Origin of the sequence: Streptosporangium sp. NPDC000095, from assembly GCF_042899335.1 — a bacterium.
Classification (GTDB): domain Bacteria; phylum Actinomycetota; class Actinomycetes; order Streptosporangiales; family Streptosporangiaceae; genus Streptosporangium.
Genome location: NZ_JBIAZS010000006.1, coordinates 178,526 through 194,816 on the forward strand (window position 1 = coordinate 178,526; position 16,291 = coordinate 194,816).

Sequence of the window (16,291 nt, forward strand, 5' to 3'; positions counted from 1 at the left end):
ATCCGGGGACTCCGGGAGCGGGACTAGCGGGTGAAGGCCTGGAACTCGGCCGCGCGCAGGTGGTCCCTGGCGGGGCTCGCCGTGGCGCAGTCGGTGGCGGAGTTGGGGTCGGCGTCCTGTTCACCGGCGTAGACGGGGTTGCCGGTGCACTGGGTGGAGACGGCCCGCAGGGTGAGGTGGGTCGCGGTGGTCGTGGGGATCTTGAAGGACTCGATGAGCAGGTCGGCGCCGCGAGGACGCGGCCTGCGCGTCTCGAAGGCGTTGGACGGGCTGGTGTAGACGACCGAGAAGGACGCGGGTGACGAGCAGTCCTTCTTGGTGGCGTCGCAGGCCAGGACCTCGAAGGCGCGCAGGGCGCTGAAGCGGTTCTGGGTGCCGGGGTCGGCCGGGTCGCTCGGCGCGGGCGGCCTGAGCATGGCGCTGACCTGCACGCGGCGGATCTTCTCCGGCTTGGTGCCGGCCAGGTCCACGGTGACGGACCTGCCCTTGACCGGAGCGGTGAGCGAGGCCCAGTTCGTCGCCTCCGTCTCGTCGATCAGCTTGGCCTGGTTGACGCCGTCACCGGTCGCGGTCGCACCCAGCGCCGCCGAGGCGAGGTTCTTCGGCAGCGCGAGCGGCAGCGGCAGCTTCACGCCGGGCAGCACCGCGAACTTCACCCGGGTGTGCCCGAACCCGTTGCCCACGACCACGAAGTCGTAGACCCCCGGGGTCATCTCGACGGTGTCGCCGAGTTCGGTCGCCGGGTCGGTGTCGGCCACCGGCACCACGCGGCCCTCGTAGTCGCCGACGTACAGCCGGAGCGCCGCGTCCTTCGCCTCAAGCAGCGGCTTGAGCTGGATCCTGCCGTTCTTGCCGACCGGGTCGACGAAGCTCGGCGTCGGGTCCGGGTCGTTGCTCCCCGCGCTCGCCGCACCCTGGCCGAGGCCGTGCTCGGCGAACGCGCGCCACATGATGGCCTGGTTCGCGCCGCCGAAGCGGATCACGTCGGCCGCGAGCATCGCGTCGCGGTGGTCGACGTAGCTGACCGAGCCGGAGGCCATCAGCAGCAGCGCGTCGAAGGAGACCTGCGCCCAGCGGCGGTTGCCCGGGCACTGCCCGAGCGGGGTCTTGCCCTCGGCGCACGCCTTCTGCTTGGCGGGGGTGCCTTCGCCGTACTTCTGGACGAAGGCCTTGCGCACGCCGTACTGGGTCGCCGACCAGATCTCACCGTCGGCGTGCACCTGCTGGCCGACGATGTCGTACGCGATGTCGCTGTAGTTCAGCGGGGACCTGGACATGTCGTAGTTGCGGATGCCCGCCTTCCTGTCGCCGGTGACGTAGCCGCCGGTGACGTAGGGGGTGTCGCCCGCGGGACGGTAGCCGTACTCGGAGAGGTACTCCATCGCGAACAGGTCGGAGGTGCTCTCGTTCATCGCCCCGGCCTGGGCGCCGCTCCACCCGGCGTTCGGGCCGGCGATCATGCGACCGGAGATCGCGTGGGTGTACTCGTGCCCGATCACCGACATGTCGTAGTCGCCGTCCACGCAGGGCGAGTAGAACGAGCCCGCGATCGGCTGCCACATGTACATGTTGGTGATGGGGGCGACACCGTCGGGGCCGGTGATCTGGTTGGCGTTGTCGCGCACGCTGAGCACCCGGGCGCCCGCCTGGGCGTTGCCCTGCTCGGGGTCGCCGCCGAGGCCGCCGCGCTCGCCGTTGTCGTTCTGCATGTTCCAGGCGGTCTCGGTGAAGCCGAGCCGGTAGGACCAGTCGTGCATGCGGTTGTGCATGACGTGCAGGTTGGACATCGCGGCTTCGAGGTCGGCCTCGCCCGGCTGGTCAAGGACGGCCGGGTCGCACTTGGCGGTGAACCACCTGTTGGTCCACGGGTAGACGTAGTCGCGGCTCGGGGTGGCCACGTTGCTGCGGGTGCCCACGGAGAACGCGTCGCCGCTGGCCCGGTTCTCCACGGTCTTGGCGGCGTTGCCGACGCTCGTGTTCGTCGGGGTGTTCGTGGCGTGGTCGACGTCCCACGCCTTGCCGGTGGCCGGGTCGGCGCCGATCACGTCACAGCCGGGGCCCGCCTTGGCGCACCACGTCGCGCGGGTGTCGGTGGAGGAGTAGTCGGCGGGGGGATTGGCGGTGAACGCCTTCCACCTGGGGTCGTCCGGCGCGCTGTGGTGGTCCACCAGGTTCTCGCGGGTGAGGATCTCGCCGCTGACCGCGTCCACGTGCGTCGTGTACGCGGCGGGCTCGCCCTCGCCGCCGCCGATCAGGACGACCTGGAACGCGTTGTGCGTCCCGTCGGGTGCGGGCACCGCCGTGGCGGTGACCTTCTTCACGGTGGCCGTGGCCAGGTCGATCCCGCCGTCCCTGGCCGCGATCTCCAGCGCCTGCTGCTCGGTGAGCCTGGCGGCGGGAGGCGCCTCGGAGGAGCGCGAGAGCGTCGAGGTGACGTGGAGGACCTTGCCGCCCTTCACTCCGATCACGACCTGCCCGTCCACACCCGCGGGCAGGTCGCCGAACCTCTGCCGCAGCAGTACGGCGTACCCGTCACCGATGGGGTTGGCGGCGATCTTCTCCAGTGCGTCCACGGCCTCGCCGGAGAGCCCGAAGAGGTTCTCGTTCGCCTTGAGGTAGGCTCGCGCGGCCCGCTCGGGGTCGGCGTCCAGGCCCTCGGCGAGGGGGGCGGAGTCGGTGATGACGGCCGGGGTGCCGAGGGCGTTCCACCGGATCGTCGCGGTGCTCGCGGTCGCGGATCTGGAGAGCGAGGCCGGGGGTGCGACGCTGCCGCGCCGGTTGTCCAGGTCGGGCTTGGCGCTGTGTTCCGACTGGAAGTCGTGGGGCTTGGGAGGCTGGCCACCGGGTTCGCCCTGGGCGACCCCCGGCAGGGGAATGAAGAGCGCCGCTGTGGCGGCGGCGATGACGGTAACGCGTGACCAGGGTTTGGTCGACACCGATCCTCCTGCGAAAGCTGGCCGTCGTCGGCCATGGCACACGCGGATCACGTGTGGTGGGCAAGAGGTAACACCGATTCAAGTGTCCTGACAAGATCTTGTAAAGGTGTGTATATCGGTGTTATAGGGGCTCGCAAGGCACATAACAGGACGCGCCCCCGGCGGTGGGCCGGGGGCGCGGATCCGAGGCTTCGGGAGCCGGGCTCAGGAGAAGGGGATCCACGCCTGGTCGGCGAGGTCCTTCATGTCGCTGACCTTGAGGCCCAGGTCGGAGACCGTCCACAGGCTCTCGCCGATCACGACCGAGCGGCGGATGCCGGGATCGTACGCGGCGAAGCGGGTGTTCTCCACCGGCTTGGGCCTGGGGTGACTGATCGTGCCGGTCCTGGTGACCGCGGAGTCGTCGATCCTGAGGACCAGGGCGGTCCCGTTGGTCGGCTCGGAACCTCCCCACGAGCTCAGCGGGAGGACCGCCATGCCCGTCCTGGCCCAGTACAGGAAGGCGTGCGGATCCCACTCGGCCTCCGAGCCCGAGTCCTTCTGGAACATCTGCGACAGGCGGCGCGGGTTCGCCGGGTCGCTCACGTCGAACAGGGAGACCTGGGTGCCGAGCGTACGGCCCTGCTCGCTCGCCTCCTGGCCCACACCGATCAGCCGCCCGTCACCCGCCGGGTGCAGGTACGCCGAGTAGCCGGTGATCTTCAGTTCGCCCGTCTTCCTCGGTGCGGCGGGGTCGCGCAGGTCGAGCGTGTAGAGCGGATCCACCTGCTTGAACGTCACCACGTAGCCCACCGGGCCGATGAAGCGGACCGAGTAGATCCGCTCGCCCCGCCCGAGCCCGCCGACCTCGCCGGTCTTGGCCAGGGTGTCGGCGTCGAGCACGTAGACGGCGCTTGAACTGTCCTGCCCGTTCGTCGAGGTGGTGGCGACCCGCAGGTGTCCCTCGTGCTCCGACAGGGAGTACTGGTTGAGCAGCCTGCCGGAGACCTTGCCCGAGGCCACGTAGCGGGGTGCCCCGGCCGCGGTGATGTCGAACCGGTGGACCTCGGTCTCCTCGGGCGGCTGTTCCGGGGTCGTCGCGGGCACCGGGGTGGGCGAGGCGACGGTCGGTGCGGCGGGGTCGCTCGGTGGGGTCGCGCCGGTCACCGACGGGTCGGGGACCGGTGAGGCGGGCGGCTCGGGGAGCAGGCTCGGGGCCGGCTCGGCGTTCGAGACGGACGCCGGGGTGACGGCGGGGGTGGGTGTCAAGGTCGACGCGGCGTTCGGCGTCAGGGAGGGCGCGGCGGTCGGTGCCGAGTCGGGCGCGCCGGTCGACGTCCCCGGGACGGCGGTGACGGTCGCGGAGTCGGACGGCTCGGAGGTCGCGGGAGCGTCCTCGACGATCGGCAGATCGACCGGCCGTGGCCACCACCAGCGCGGGTTGCTCGCCACGTACAGGCTGGAGCCCGTCCCGTAGACGGTGTCGCCGTCGGCCGCGACGCTGATCGGGGACGTCTCGGCGAGGGTCTGCGACAGGTCGAGGCTGTGCACGGTCAGCATCGACGTCCCCGTGTACTCCGCGGGGTGGCTGACCTGGCCGCAGTCGACCGTACGGTCCGAGGTCACGCCGTCGGCGGTCGTCAGCTCGTACTTCGGCAGCCACGCCTCGATCGGCGCCTTCGCGACGATCTCCGCGTTGCGCCGGGTGCGCTCGTTCTCCGACAGGTCGGGGCCGGGGTCGGGGAACTCGATCCGCGGCTGGCTGCGGACCACGACGCGCACCGTCGAGCCGACCATCCTCGCGTCCACGTGGGCGCCGTCGGGGGTGAGCGAGCCGATCACCTTCGGCTTCCCCGACAGGTCGACGAGGACGTAGCGCGGTCCGGGGCTCGCCGCGCGCTTGGCCGTCGCGCCGTACGGGATGATCCCGCCGCCGGAGAACAGCACCAGCGCCCGGTCGCCGCTGACCAGCAGATCGGCCGGAACCCACGCCTGCTCGGCGTCGACGAGCCTGAGCGTGCCGGTGACCTTCCTGGTCGCGGCGTCCACCACCCGCAGCACGCCGCGGTTCACGACGACGACCCGCTCGCCGTCGGTCTTCACCAGGTCGGGCTCGTCGACCCCGGCCTCGTGCGTGTTCGTGGTGGAGTGCTCGGGCGCGCCGGACCCGCTCTTGGCCGCGGCGTCGGAGGCGAGCGACCGCGCCTCCGCGTACATGACCGCGGGGCCGCCGATCCCCCAGGGGCCGACGTTCTCGGCCGTCGCCGCGCGCAGACCGGCCAGCATGTCGTCGCAGCCGCGGTAGGAGACCAGCTTGACGTCTCCCAGCTCGACCGGTGCCGTACGACCCGCGGCGGTCTTCGGTTCCGTCGAGCTGCACGCCGTGGCGAGCAGGGCCGCGGCGAGGGTGACCGCGCCGGCCGTACGAATCGATGTCCTCATGCCCCTACGACGGATCGGGGGAGCATGTGGTTCAACCCCGTGCTACTCGCCGGTAGTCACGGCACGCCTCCCACGATTACGCTGCGAACATGGCCGTTCCCCCTGAAATGACACGGGCAGAGATGACACGGGTCCTCGACCCCCGCATGATCGAGCGCGTCCTACGGCACGTGACCTCCGGCGGCAGGACGCGGGAGATCACGGCGCCGTTCACCGGCGAGGTCCTCGCCGAGATGCCCGTCTCCACCGCCGACGACGTCCGCGCCGCCCACGCCTCGGCGCGACAGGCACAGCGGGAGTGGGCGGCCAGGTCCGCGCGGGAGCGTGCCGAGCCGTTCCTGCGCCTGCACGACGCCATCCTCGACCGCCGCGAGGAGATCCTCGACGTGGTCCAGTGGGAGACCGGCAAGGCCCGCAGGCACGCCTTCGAGGAGGTCCTCGACGTCGCGGGCTGCACCCTGTACTACGCGCGGCGGGCCCCCGGCCTGCTGGAGCCGAAGAAACGGGCGGGGATCCTGCCCGTCGCCACCAGGACGGTCGAGGCGCGCCGGCCCCGGGGAACGGTGGCCCTGGTCTCGCCGTGGAACTACCCGCTCTCGCTCGGCGTCACCGACGCCGTCCCCGCGCTGCTCGCGGGCAACGCCGTGGTCCACAAGCCAGACACCCAGACCGCGCTGTCCACGCTGTGGACGATCGACCTGCTCGTCTCCCTCGGCATGCCCCGCGACATCTGGCAGGTCGTCCTCGGCGACCCCGCGGAGGTGGGCGAGGCACTGCTCGACGACGCCGACTACCTGGCGTTCACCGGCTCGACCCGGGCCGGCAGGAAGATCGCCGAGGAGGCGGCGAAGCGGCTGATCGGCTGCTCGCTGGAACTCGGCGGCAAGAACCCGATGCTCGTGCTCGACGACGCCGACCTCGACGCCGCCACCCAGGGCGCGCTGCGCGCCTGCTTCACCAACGCCGGACAGCTGTGCCTCTCGGTCGAGCGGCTCTACGTCCACGACTCCGCGTACGACGCGTTCGTGGAACGGTTCGTCCGGCAGGTCGGCAACATGCGGCTCGGCGCTGGGCTCGACTGGAACGTGCAGATGGGCTCGCTCTCCTCCGCGCGGCAGCTGGAGGCGGTCGGCGCTCACGTGGACGACGCCGTCGCGAAGGGCGCCACCCTCCTCGCGGGCGGCAAGGCCCGCCCCGACCTCGGCCCGCTGTTCTACGAGCCCACCGTCCTGTCCGGCGTCGACGAGAGCATGGAGATGTGCCGCGCCGAGACCTTCGGCCCCGTCGTCGCGATCTACCGCTTCGGCGACGACGACGAGGCGGTCGAGCGGGCCAACGACACCGCGTACGGGCTCAACGCCTCCGTCTGGACCCGCGACGTGCCGCGCGGGCGGGCGCTCGCCTCCCGGATCAGGGCGGGCACGGTCAACATCAACGAGGGGTACGCCTCGGCCTACGCCTCCTACGACGCGCCCATGGGCGGCATGAAGTCCTCGGGCCTCGGCCGCCGCCACGGGACCGAGGGGCTGCTGAGATACACCGAGGGACAGACCGTCTCCAGCCAGGCGCCCTGGCTGGGCTTCGAACCGGTCCTCGGCATGGCGTACGAGAAGTACGCCGACACCCTCGCGACCGCCTTCAAGCTGATGAAGACGCTCCGCCTGAAGTGAGCGTCACGGGGCCGCCCGGGAGCGCGGAGTCGCCTGGGCCGTCCGGGGCACGAGGTTTCCCGGGCGGCCGCGCCGAAGACGCGGAGCCTGGGCCGCCGAGGGCCGTCAAGGTCGCCGGGCCGGCCGGGGCCGTCGGAGGTCGTCGTTCGAAGGGAGCCGCCGTGTTCGACCACGACGTGCTGGTGATCGGATCGGGGTTCGGCGGGAGCGTCTCGGCGCTGCGCCTGACGGAGAAGGGTTACCGGGTCGCCGTGCTCGAGGCGGGCCGCCGCTTCGACGAGACCACGCTCCCCAGGACCTCCTGGCGGGTCCGCGACTTCCTGTGGGCTCCGGCGCTGGGTCTGAAGGGCATCCAGCGCATCCACGTGCTGCGGGGCGAGAAGGGCACCGGTGTGATGGTCCTGGCGGGCGCCGGGGTCGGCGGGGGCTCCCTGGTCTACGCCAACACCCTCTACGAGCCGCCGGACGCGTTCTTCCAGGACGCCCAGTGGTCGTCCATCACCGACTGGAAGGCCGAGCTCGCCCCGTACTACGACCAGGCCTCGCGCATGCTGGGCGTGACGCTCAACCCGACCGTCACCCCGGCCGACGAGGTGGTGCGCGCGGTCGCCGAACGGATGGGCGTGGGCGACACCTTCCACCTCGCGCCGGTCGGAGTCTTCTTCGGCACCCCCGGCGTCGAGGTGGACGACCCCTACTTCGGCGGCGCGGGGCCGCGCCGCAGGGGGTGCACCGAGTGCGGCGAGTGCATGACGGGCTGCCGCCACGGCGCCAAGAACACGCTGGTCAAGAACTACCTCCACCTCGCGGAGCGGGCGGGGGCGAGGATCTTCGCCGAGACCACGGTCACCTCGGTCGCCCCGGTCGAGGGCGGCTACCGGGTCGAGGTGCGCAGGACGGGGACGCCCTGGCGCCGCCGGGTGCTCACCGCCGAGCACGTGATCTTCGCCGCGGGGACGTACGGCACCCAGCGCCTGCTGCACCGGCTCAAATCCTCGGGCACGCTGCCGGGCCTCTCCGACCGTCTGGGCGCCCTCACCAGGACCAACTCCGAGGCGCTGCTCGGATTCGAGCGCCTCTCGGTCACGGGGGAGAAGCTCAACCGGGGAGTGGCGATCACCTCCTCGATCCACCCCGACGCCCACACGCACATCGAGCCGGTCCGCTACGGCGACGGTTCCAACGCGATGGGCATGCTCCGCACCCTGCTCGTCGACGGAGGCGGCGCCCCGCGCTGGCTCAGGTTCCTCGGCGAGGCCATGCGCGCGCCACGTCGGGCCGCGAGGATGTTCGACCACCGCCGGTGGTCGGAGCGCGGCATCATCGCGCTGGTCATGCAGGCCAAGGACAACTCGATCACCCTGTCCTCGCGCAGGGGCGTGTTCGGCCGCGGGCTGCGCTCGCAGCGGGGCCACGGCGACCCCAACCCCACCTGGCTGCCGGCCGGTCACGAGTTCGTCCGGCACGCGGCCGAGGAGGTCGGCGGCGTGCCCGCGGGCTCCTGGCTCGACCTGTTCGACATCCCGGCCACCGCCCACTTCCTGGGCGGCTGCGCCATCGGCGCCGGGCCGGACACCGGGGTGATCGACCCCTACCACCGCGTCCACGGCTACGCGGGGCTGCACGTCGTCGACGGCTCCGCGGTCTCCGCCAACCCGGGCGTCAACCCCTCCCTCACCATCACCGCACAGGCCGAACGTGCGATGGCGCTGTGGCCCAACCGGGGAGAGCCCGACACCCGCCCCGCCCAGGGCTCCCCGTACGCCCGCCTCACACCCGTCGCCCCGGCGAACCCCGCCGTCCCCACCGCCGCCCCCGGCGCCCTCCGCCTTCCCGTCGTCGACATCACCTGACGGGTCGCCGCGCGATTCGACGCGCCGGGTGATCTACCGCGGATTCGACAACCATCGGGCCGGACTCCAGAGAACATGGTAATTCTGTGCTGGCATCCGTCAGGGGAGCGTCATAGGCTGTTACGTGCAGACTTTGTGCACCAGAACGCAGATGACAGTGCGAAAAGCCCTGTCCCGGTAGGAGGTCTACGGTGCTTATCCGTTTCCGGATGGCCAACCACCGGTCCATCCGTAATGAGCATGAGCTGTCCCTGATCGCGACTGAGTTCGATGAGAGCGCGGGACGCAGGACCGGCCTCAAACACCGTGGGCGAGATGTTTCTGCGCAACCCGTGGCGGGCGTGTTCGGAGCCAACGCGTCGGGGAAGTCGAACCTGCTCAGTGGTTTCCGGCTCATGCGCGATGCGGTGCGAGACTCGTTCGCCGACTGGGCCAAGACGCCGGAGGTGGTTCCCCGGCAGTCCTTCAAGCTCGATCCCGCATGTCGCGAGGAGACGACCCTGTTCGAGGTGGATCTCGCCCTGGGCAGGGATCCTGTCCGCTACACCTATGGCTTCGAGCTGTCGGACGAGCGGGTGGAGGCGGAGTGGCTTCACTCATATCCACATGGTCGCCGCAACGTCTGGTTCGACCGGGAGGCGGGCCGCCCCGAGTCGGAAGGAGGGGAGTTCATCTTCAGGGGAGAGGGATTCAGAGGAGAACGGGAATCCCTGGTCAGGTTGACCCGCCCCAACGCCCTGTTCCTGTCCGTCGGCGCGACTCTCAACGACCCGCAGCTGTCCGCGATACACAGATGGTTCCTCGACAACCTGTGGTTGGTGACACCGGGAAGAGATCTCAACGCCCGGGTGGACTGGACCAAGCGGCTCCTCACCCGCTCGGATCAGGAGACGAATTACCACCAGCGGATCACTCGGTTGCTGCAATCGGCCGACCTGGGGGTCACCCGCCTCGACACGGACCCCGAGACCGGGGAGATCAGACTGTGGCATCGCACACCGGATGGCGGAGAGACCGCGTTGGACTTTCACACAGAGGAGTCCTTGGGCACCCATGCCTGGTTCGCCTTTCTCGGACCCATGCTCACCGTGCTGGACCAGGGGTCGGTCCTGCTGGTGGACGAGCTGGATTCGAGTCTGCACCCCACACTCGCGGCCGAGGTCGTACGGGTCTTCCAGGACCCCGGGTCCAACCCACACGGTGCACAACTCATCTTCACGACGCACGACGCGACCTTGCTGGGCAGCGAGGTGCTCGACAGGCCGCTCAATCGTGATCAGGTGTGGATCACGGTGAAACAGCGCTCAGGAGAGACCGAGCTGTACCCGCTGACAGAGGCCAAGCCACGTAAGGAAGAGAACCTGGAGCGCGGTTACCTGCGTGGCCGCTATGGCGGAGTGCCTCGGGTAACCGCCGGAAAAATCGTCCGTGAACTGTCCAGGCAAGAGGCGAAGGCGACGGCGTGAGCAAACGGGCGGGGAAAGAGCGCGAGCCGGGAAGGCGGAGAAGACGCGGACGCCTGGAAGACGAGCGTCCGCTGACTCCGAGACTCGGCTCGCACTCGCGTGAGGTACGGGTGCTGTACGTGGCCTGCGAGGGCGAATCCACCGAACCGGATTACCTGGATTACCTGAACCGACCAGTTCGGGGACGGCGGTCAGGGGCGGCAATCCTTCCGAATCCAGCTCGTCCCTCGCAGGGATGGAAGGACGCCTTCGGGGATCGTCGAAGCCGTACGGAAAGTCGCGGGTGAGGATGAGGCATGGGCGCTCTTCGACCGTGATCGGTGGAATGACATCCCGCAGGCGGTCAAGGCTGCCGCCGCATCCAAGGTCGAGCTCGCCTTCTCGCACCCGTCATTCGATCTGTGGTTACTGCTGCACTTCCAGATGTTCGGAGGGGCACAGAGTGGCAATGGCAAGATCGTGGTCGGGAAGCTGCGGCAGGCCAGGGGCACGGACGCCTTCAAGGACTATGGCAAGAAGGGAGAGAAGAGCACCAAGGGTGCTCGGCGCGACGCCCTGAAAGGACGGGAGGGCAAGGCGGTGATGCATGCCCGAAGTTTGGTGACCTCCTGCCCACAGGGGTTCTGCGCGCCCGATCGTGCGAAGATCGGGCCGGTCGACCTCAAGACCGAACCTGAGCCTCCTCAAGAGTGGGCAGCTCGTTCCGGACATGCCCCGGAGTGCCAGGTCCTGCAACGCGATCCGTCCACCGACATGTGGCGCTTGTTGGTCACGCTGGGAATCGACGGGCGGAAACCCGGCAAAGGCGCGCCTGCAGAGACGGAAGCAATCTCTTCCACATCCGTCTAGGCCATTACGTGCATCTCGGATGCACGTAAGACCGGAAATTCCGGCGGATCTCAGCGGATGCCGGAGTCGGGGTGGGTGGCGTCCCAGCGGCGGCGCGACTCGGCGATGCCGTCGCGGTGCTCGGCCGACCAGTCGGCGAGGGCCCGCACCAGGTGGGTGAGGCTGTGCCCGGTCGAGGTCAGCTCGTAGTCGACCTGTGGCGGGACGACGGCGTGGACGGTCCTGGAGATCAGGCCGTCGCGCTCCAGGCGGCGTACGGTCAGGGTGAGCATCCGCTGCGAGATGCCGGGGACGGCCCGCTGGAGTTCGCGGAACCTGCGCACCCCCTGGGCCAGCTCCACGATCACCAGCACCGACCACTTGTCGCCGATCCGGTCGAGGACCTCGCGGATGCCGCAGTCCTCGTCCCCGCAGGAGACGACCGGCTCCGTGGTTACCGCGGTGTGCCCCACTGACATCGAAGTGCCTCCTTATGCCACGCGTCCTGGTTATCGATGATGGACCCGGTTACCGAAGAGAACCACTCACACGGGGAAGATTCCATGATTCTCATGACAGGGGCGACGGGCGCACTGGGGCGGCTCGTCGCCGCGCGGCTGGCGGGGCGGGACGACGTGGTGATCGGCAGCCGCGCCCCCGAGGCGGTCCCCGCGGGGACACCGAGCCGCCTGATCGACTTCGAGGACCCCGCCTCGCTGCGGGAGGGCTTCACCGGAGTCGACACGCTGCTGCTGATCTCCGCGGGCTACGGTGAGGACGACGTGGTGATCGCCAGGCACGGCGCGGCGATCGAGGCGGCGGAGAAGGCCGGGGTCTCGCACATCGTCTACACCAGCCTCAGCGCAGCCGGTGACCACCTGGCCTACGCGCTCGCCCACCGCTGGACCGAGCGCAGGCTCCGTGAGGGGACCGCGAACTGGACGATCCTGCGCAACGGGCTCTATGCCGAGCTGCTGGCGACGCTCGCGCCCGTCGTGGACGGCAGGATCACCGCGCCGCTGGGCTCAGGACGGCTCGCCGCGGTGGCCCGCGAGGACCTGGCGGACGTGGCCGCCCTGGTCGCGACCGACGCCTCCGCGCACGCGGGCCGGACCTACGAGCTGGTCGGGGAGGAGGCGGTCGGCGGCGCGGAGCTGGCCGCCGCTCTCACCGAGGCCACCGGGAGCACCGTCTCGTACGAGCCGAGCACCCTCGCCGAGGCCCGCGAGGCGTTCACCGCCCTGGGCCTGGCGTTCTTCCAGGTCCCGATGCTGGTGGGCACCTACTCCTCGATCGCGAACGGTTTCATGGAGGGCACGGACGGCGACCTGCGAAGCCTGCTCGGTACGGCACCCCGCCCCGCCCTGGAGATCATCACCGGGAAGTCGTCCGGATAGTGCTTACTCCCGGGTTCGGGAGGGTTCGCTGAGATAGCGTCGCGGTCATGAGCGAACTCGACGGCCGCCTTCGTGCGGTGTGCGACCTCACCGTCTCAGGCGTCAGGGAAATGGCCGGGCGGCACGAGTACGACGGCCTCATCCAGGACCTCTCGCCCGAGGGGGTGCGCACCGGGCTGGCCGCGCTGGGCCGGGGACCGCTGCCCGCCGATCCGTACGACGCGGCGCACCTGCAGATCTTCGAGGAGGCCGTACGGGTGCAGTTCGGCGAGCTGGAACTGCACCGCCGCAACCCTCTGGAGCATGTGGGCAACCTCGACCTGGCCACCTACGACCGCGAGTACGCCCCCGAGGCCGAGCGGAACGCCGCCAAGCTCGCGCACCTGGCCCGCTGGCCGGAGGCGGTGGACGGCGCGATCGCCTCACTCGACCTGCTCAGCGCGCCCGTCGCGACCGCCCTGCTCGGAGTGGTGCGCGGTCTGGCCTCCGGGGTTCCCGGGGACGCCGAGGAGAGTGTGCGTGAGGCGGCGTTCAGGGCACATGCCAGGTTGGTGCAGCATGTCGAGAAGGCCGCGCACGACGGCGACCCGGACGCCTCCCTCGGCGCCGAGGGGCTCGCCAGGCTCATGAGTGGTGGTGAAGGGCTCCCGGTCGACCTGGGACGGCTCGCCGAGCGCGCCGACGCCGAGCGCGACCGCCTGATGGCCAGGCTGGCGGAGGCGTGCGCCGCGCTGGGATTCGCGGGACGGCCGCCGCTTGAGGTCGCGCGCGAGCTCGTCAGGCAGCACCCCGACCCCGACGGTGTGGTCGAGGCGGCCAGGATCGGCACCGAGAGGGCGATCGCCTTCACCAGGGAGAAGGACCTGGTGCCCTATCACGACGGGGAGTGCCTGGTCGGCATCGCGCCCGAGTCGCGCCGGTGGGGCATGGCGATGATGAACTGGTCGGCACCCGGCGAGCCGGACGGTCCCTCGTGGTACCACGTCACCCCGCCCGACCCCTCGTGGCCCGAGCGCGACATCGAGGAGTGGCTGGAGGTCTTCAGCGAGACCACGCTTCCCGCGATCAACGTGCACGAGGTCGCCCCCGGGCACTTCTCCCACGGCCGCGCCCTGCGCCACGCCCGCTCCGACGTGCGGCGGACGCTGATGTCGCTCTCCTTCGCGGAGGGCTGGGCGCACTACGCGGAGGAGCTCTGCGTCGAGGAGGACTTCGCTCCGGGTGACCCGCGCTTCGAGATCGGCGTGTGGCTGGAGGCGCTCATCAGGGTGACCCGGCTGGCCTGCGCGATCGGCGTGCACTCCGGTGCGATGACCGTCGAGGAGGGGGCCCGCCGGTTCGCCGCCGACACCCACCTCGCCGGTCCCGCGGCCCTGTCGGAGGCGGCGCGGGCCACCTTCGACCCCACCTACGGCCGCTATACCTGGGGCAAGCTGGAGATCCTCGACCTGCGTGACCGCGCCAGGGCCGAGTGGGGTCCCGGCTTCGGTCTCAACCGCTTCCACACCGCGATGCTCGACCTCGGCTCCCCGCCCCTCGGCCTCCTCGGCCACGCCCTTCAGGCCCGCCCCAACGTCCGATAGCTCCATCCGGCCTCACCCCACAGGTCGGGGTCGAGGGCCGCTCGACCATCGACGACGATCGGAACGGCGGCCGATCCCACCAGTTTGGTGGGGTCGGCATCGTTCCCCAGGTAAGGGTCTCGGTGCTCCCGTAGGCTCCCTGAGTCACTACAGAGACCAGGGAGGCAGCCGTGACGCACGGGGTGCAGGAGATCGAGGTCAAATACCGGGTGAGTGACCTGGCGGCACTGGAGGACGCTCTCGCGCAACGGGGAGCGCTGCTGTCGGCGCCCACGCACCAGGACGACCAGGCGTACGCCGAAGACGGGTGGACCTACGCCGACTCCAAGATCGGCCGGTCGTTCGCCCGGCTACGCACCCAGAGCGGCCAACACCTGTTCACTGTGAAGCGGCCCGTGGACAACTCCATGGCATGCCTGGAGCACGAAACCGCGGTCGCCGACCGTGAACAGATGCACCACGCCATCACCCTCATGGGATTCCACCCCACGGTCCGGATCGTGAAGACCCGCCGCACCGCGGCGTTGGGGGACATGACGATCTGCGTTGACGAGGTGGAGCACGCCGGGGCCTTCGTGGAGATCGAGCGCACGGTGAGCGGGCAGGAGTCCGGCACCGCCGTGCAGGCCGAGCTGGACGGCTTCGCGCGGTCGCTCGGCGTCGCCCTGGAGCGAATGACCGACACCTACGACTCGCTGGTACGCGCCGCGCTGACCCCGGCCTAGAACAGCGGCAGCTCGCCGGATCCGGTCGGGTCGGTGCACGGCAAGAGGGCCGCTTTCACGTCCATGACGAGCTGGACCGCCGCGTGATCCGTCAGCTTCTCCTGCCTGGTCTCGTGCAGGTACGTACACGAGCGCACGAGGCCGGCCAGGGTCGGGCCGACGTGGAAGTAGTCGTAGCGGTAGCCGTCGCCGGTGCGGCCGATCCAGCTGTAGGCATGCACGCCCGGCGAACAATGGCTATGAGCGTCGAGGAATCCCCGGGCCTCCAGGGTGGCCAGCATGGCGAACTCGAACGGCAGGAACCCCGGGTGCAGCGGGTCGTGGTCGGCGGCGATCACGTTGTAGTCGCCGCCGATCACCAGGTGGTCGTGCTGTTCGGCCGGTAGAGCCTCCAGCGCCTCCAGCAGCGACGCGATGAACGTCTGCTTGCGGACGGTCTTGGTCTGGCCGCGGTCGCGGCTGGGCACGTACACCGCCAGGAACCACGTCCGCGGCTGGGTATCGAGCGCCGCCATGGCGACCCGGCACGGAATGCTCACCCCGTCGAACGAGGTCGGCTGTTCCTGCACGAGCGGGATGCGGCTGACGATCGCCGCTCCCCGCTCCCCGCCCACATCCGGGGTATGCACCACGGCGTAGCCCGCCGCCCGGAACTGCTCCAGCAGGTAGGTGGTGCCAGCGCCGGCGCTCGTCTCGGTGAGGAGGAAAATCTCCTCCGGCCGGGCCGCGAGCCATCGCAGCAGCAGCTCGGCGCGGACGCGTGACGCGGCCCCGATGTTGACCGTCAGCGCTGTAACCACCTGGGTGTCACCTCATATCGTTTCGGTCTGCTCCAGGTGCTGGAGCAGCTGGGCCACCACCCCCTCCACGTCCAGGCCGCGGCAGTCGATCCGCGCCTGCGGCCAGCCGCGAGCGGCCAGGAAAGCGAACGCGTCCTCGTACAAGGTGAGCTCCCGCTGGGGGGAGCCGACGCGTTCCAGCCGGGACCGGCGGGGACGCTGAGCGAGCCGCTCCTGAAGCACGTGGGGATCGTGGTGCAGGTAGCAGGATAGGGACGCAGGAGGCACGTGAGCGTTGTAATGCCAGATGTCTATCAGCGGTAGACCGTCGAGGCGTTGCAGGACCAGGGAGGACTGCACGTACCGGTCGCTGATGACGACCTGCCCGGCCGCGAGCGCCGGAAGGATCTCGTGCTCGACGTGGGCGGCCCGGTCGGCGGCCACCGCCAACGCCAGGGCCCGCCCGGTCAGCGCGGATTCGCTGGCGCGGATCAACCTGCCCAGCGGTGTGCCGGACGGTTCGGTGGTCACATGCACAGCTGATCCGCACCTGCGGAGCCGGTCGGCCAGCAGCGCCGTGGTGGTGGTCTTGCCGACCCCGTTAGGGCCTTCCACGACGACGAACACGCCGCC

Annotated in this window: 12 protein-coding genes; 7 read left to right on the forward strand and 5 right to left on the reverse strand. The window is 70.3% G+C overall.

Annotated elements, in window-relative coordinates:
- Window positions 1–23: 23 nt before the first annotated feature.
- Both ACFY3V_RS16145 and ACFY3V_RS16150 read right to left on the reverse strand, forming a co-directional pair.
- Window positions 24–2,936, reverse strand: coding sequence for a M36 family metallopeptidase (locus ACFY3V_RS16145; RefSeq protein WP_362896072.1), 2,913 nt, complete (start codon window positions 2,934–2,936; stop codon window positions 24–26).
- 204 nt (window positions 2,937–3,140) lie between these two features.
- Window positions 3,141–5,357: a beta-propeller domain-containing protein gene (locus ACFY3V_RS16150; RefSeq protein WP_389773893.1), complete on the reverse strand. Its 2,217-nt coding sequence runs from the start codon at window positions 5,355–5,357 to the stop codon at window positions 3,141–3,143.
- A 122-nt stretch (window positions 5,358–5,479) separates the two neighbouring features.
- Between ACFY3V_RS16150 and ACFY3V_RS16155 the strand changes: the two genes are divergently transcribed.
- The 4 genes from ACFY3V_RS16155 (at window position 5,480) to ACFY3V_RS16170 (ending at window position 11,195) form a co-directional block, all read left to right on the forward strand.
- Window positions 5,480–7,027 (forward strand): succinic semialdehyde dehydrogenase, encoded by a 1,548-nt coding sequence (locus ACFY3V_RS16155; protein WP_389773896.1) that lies wholly within the window; start codon window positions 5,480–5,482, stop codon window positions 7,025–7,027.
- A gap of 161 nt (window positions 7,028–7,188) precedes the next feature.
- On the forward strand, window positions 7,189–8,880 hold the full coding sequence (locus ACFY3V_RS16160; RefSeq protein WP_389773899.1) for a GMC family oxidoreductase N-terminal domain-containing protein: 1,692 nt from the start codon (window positions 7,189–7,191) through the stop codon (window positions 8,878–8,880).
- Between the two features lie 341 nt (window positions 8,881–9,221).
- Window positions 9,222–10,346, forward strand: a complete 1,125-nt coding sequence (locus ACFY3V_RS16165; RefSeq protein ID WP_362896080.1) for an AAA family ATPase — start codon at window positions 9,222–9,224, stop codon at window positions 10,344–10,346.
- Between the two features lie 213 nt (window positions 10,347–10,559).
- Window positions 10,560–11,195: an RloB family protein gene (locus tag ACFY3V_RS16170; RefSeq protein WP_389774238.1), complete on the forward strand. Its 636-nt coding sequence runs from the start codon at window positions 10,560–10,562 to the stop codon at window positions 11,193–11,195.
- 50 nt (window positions 11,196–11,245) lie between these two features.
- Here the strand turns inward: ACFY3V_RS16170 and ACFY3V_RS16175 are convergent, their stop codons facing one another.
- Complete coding sequence (locus tag ACFY3V_RS16175) at window positions 11,246–11,653, reverse strand: helix-turn-helix domain-containing protein (protein WP_362896084.1); 408 nt, start codon at window positions 11,651–11,653, stop codon at window positions 11,246–11,248.
- 84 nt (window positions 11,654–11,737) lie between these two features.
- Between ACFY3V_RS16175 and ACFY3V_RS16180 the strand changes: the two genes are divergently transcribed.
- The 3 genes from ACFY3V_RS16180 to cyaB all read left to right on the forward strand — a co-directional run bounded on the left by ACFY3V_RS16180 (window position 11,738) and on the right by cyaB (window position 14,879).
- Window positions 11,738–12,571, forward strand: coding sequence for an NAD(P)H-binding protein (locus ACFY3V_RS16180; protein WP_389773903.1), 834 nt, complete (start codon window positions 11,738–11,740; stop codon window positions 12,569–12,571).
- A gap of 47 nt (window positions 12,572–12,618) precedes the next feature.
- Window positions 12,619–14,154, forward strand: coding sequence for a DUF885 family protein (locus ACFY3V_RS16185; protein WP_362896088.1), 1,536 nt, complete (start codon window positions 12,619–12,621; stop codon window positions 14,152–14,154).
- A 170-nt stretch (window positions 14,155–14,324) separates the two neighbouring features.
- Window positions 14,325–14,879, forward strand: a complete 555-nt coding sequence (gene cyaB, locus ACFY3V_RS16190; protein WP_362896090.1) for a class IV adenylate cyclase — start codon at window positions 14,325–14,327, stop codon at window positions 14,877–14,879.
- On the opposite strand, the gene ACFY3V_RS16195 is transcribed toward cyaB, so the two are convergent.
- Entirely contained in the window at window positions 14,876–15,679 is an 804-nt protein-coding gene (locus ACFY3V_RS16195; protein WP_389773908.1) for an endonuclease/exonuclease/phosphatase family protein, read from the reverse strand. The genes cyaB and ACFY3V_RS16195 overlap by 4 nt on opposite strands.
- Before the next feature lie 12 nt (window positions 15,680–15,691).
- Window positions 15,692–16,285, reverse strand: a complete 594-nt coding sequence (tmk, locus tag ACFY3V_RS16200; protein WP_389773911.1) for a dTMP kinase — start codon at window positions 16,283–16,285, stop codon at window positions 15,692–15,694.
- Between the last annotated feature and the right edge of the window lie 6 nt (window positions 16,286–16,291).

Excerpts from the sequence above, each read along its gene's own strand:
- ACFY3V_RS16150 (WP_389773893.1), bottom strand. The coding sequence starts at position 5,357 with ATGAGGACATCGATTCGTACGGCCGGCGCGGTCACCCTCGCCGCGGCC.
- ACFY3V_RS16155 (WP_389773896.1), top strand. The coding sequence starts at position 5,480 with ATGACACGGGTCCTCGACCCCCGCATGATCGAGCGCGTCCTACGGCAC.
- ACFY3V_RS16185 (WP_362896088.1), top strand. The coding sequence starts at position 12,619 with ATGAGCGAACTCGACGGCCGCCTTCGTGCGGTGTGCGACCTCACCGTC.
- ACFY3V_RS16175 (WP_362896084.1), bottom strand. The coding sequence starts at position 11,653 with ATGTCAGTGGGGCACACCGCGGTAACCACGGAGCCGGTCGTCTCCTGC.
- ACFY3V_RS16180 (WP_389773903.1), top strand. The coding sequence starts at position 11,738 with ATGATTCTCATGACAGGGGCGACGGGCGCACTGGGGCGGCTCGTCGCC.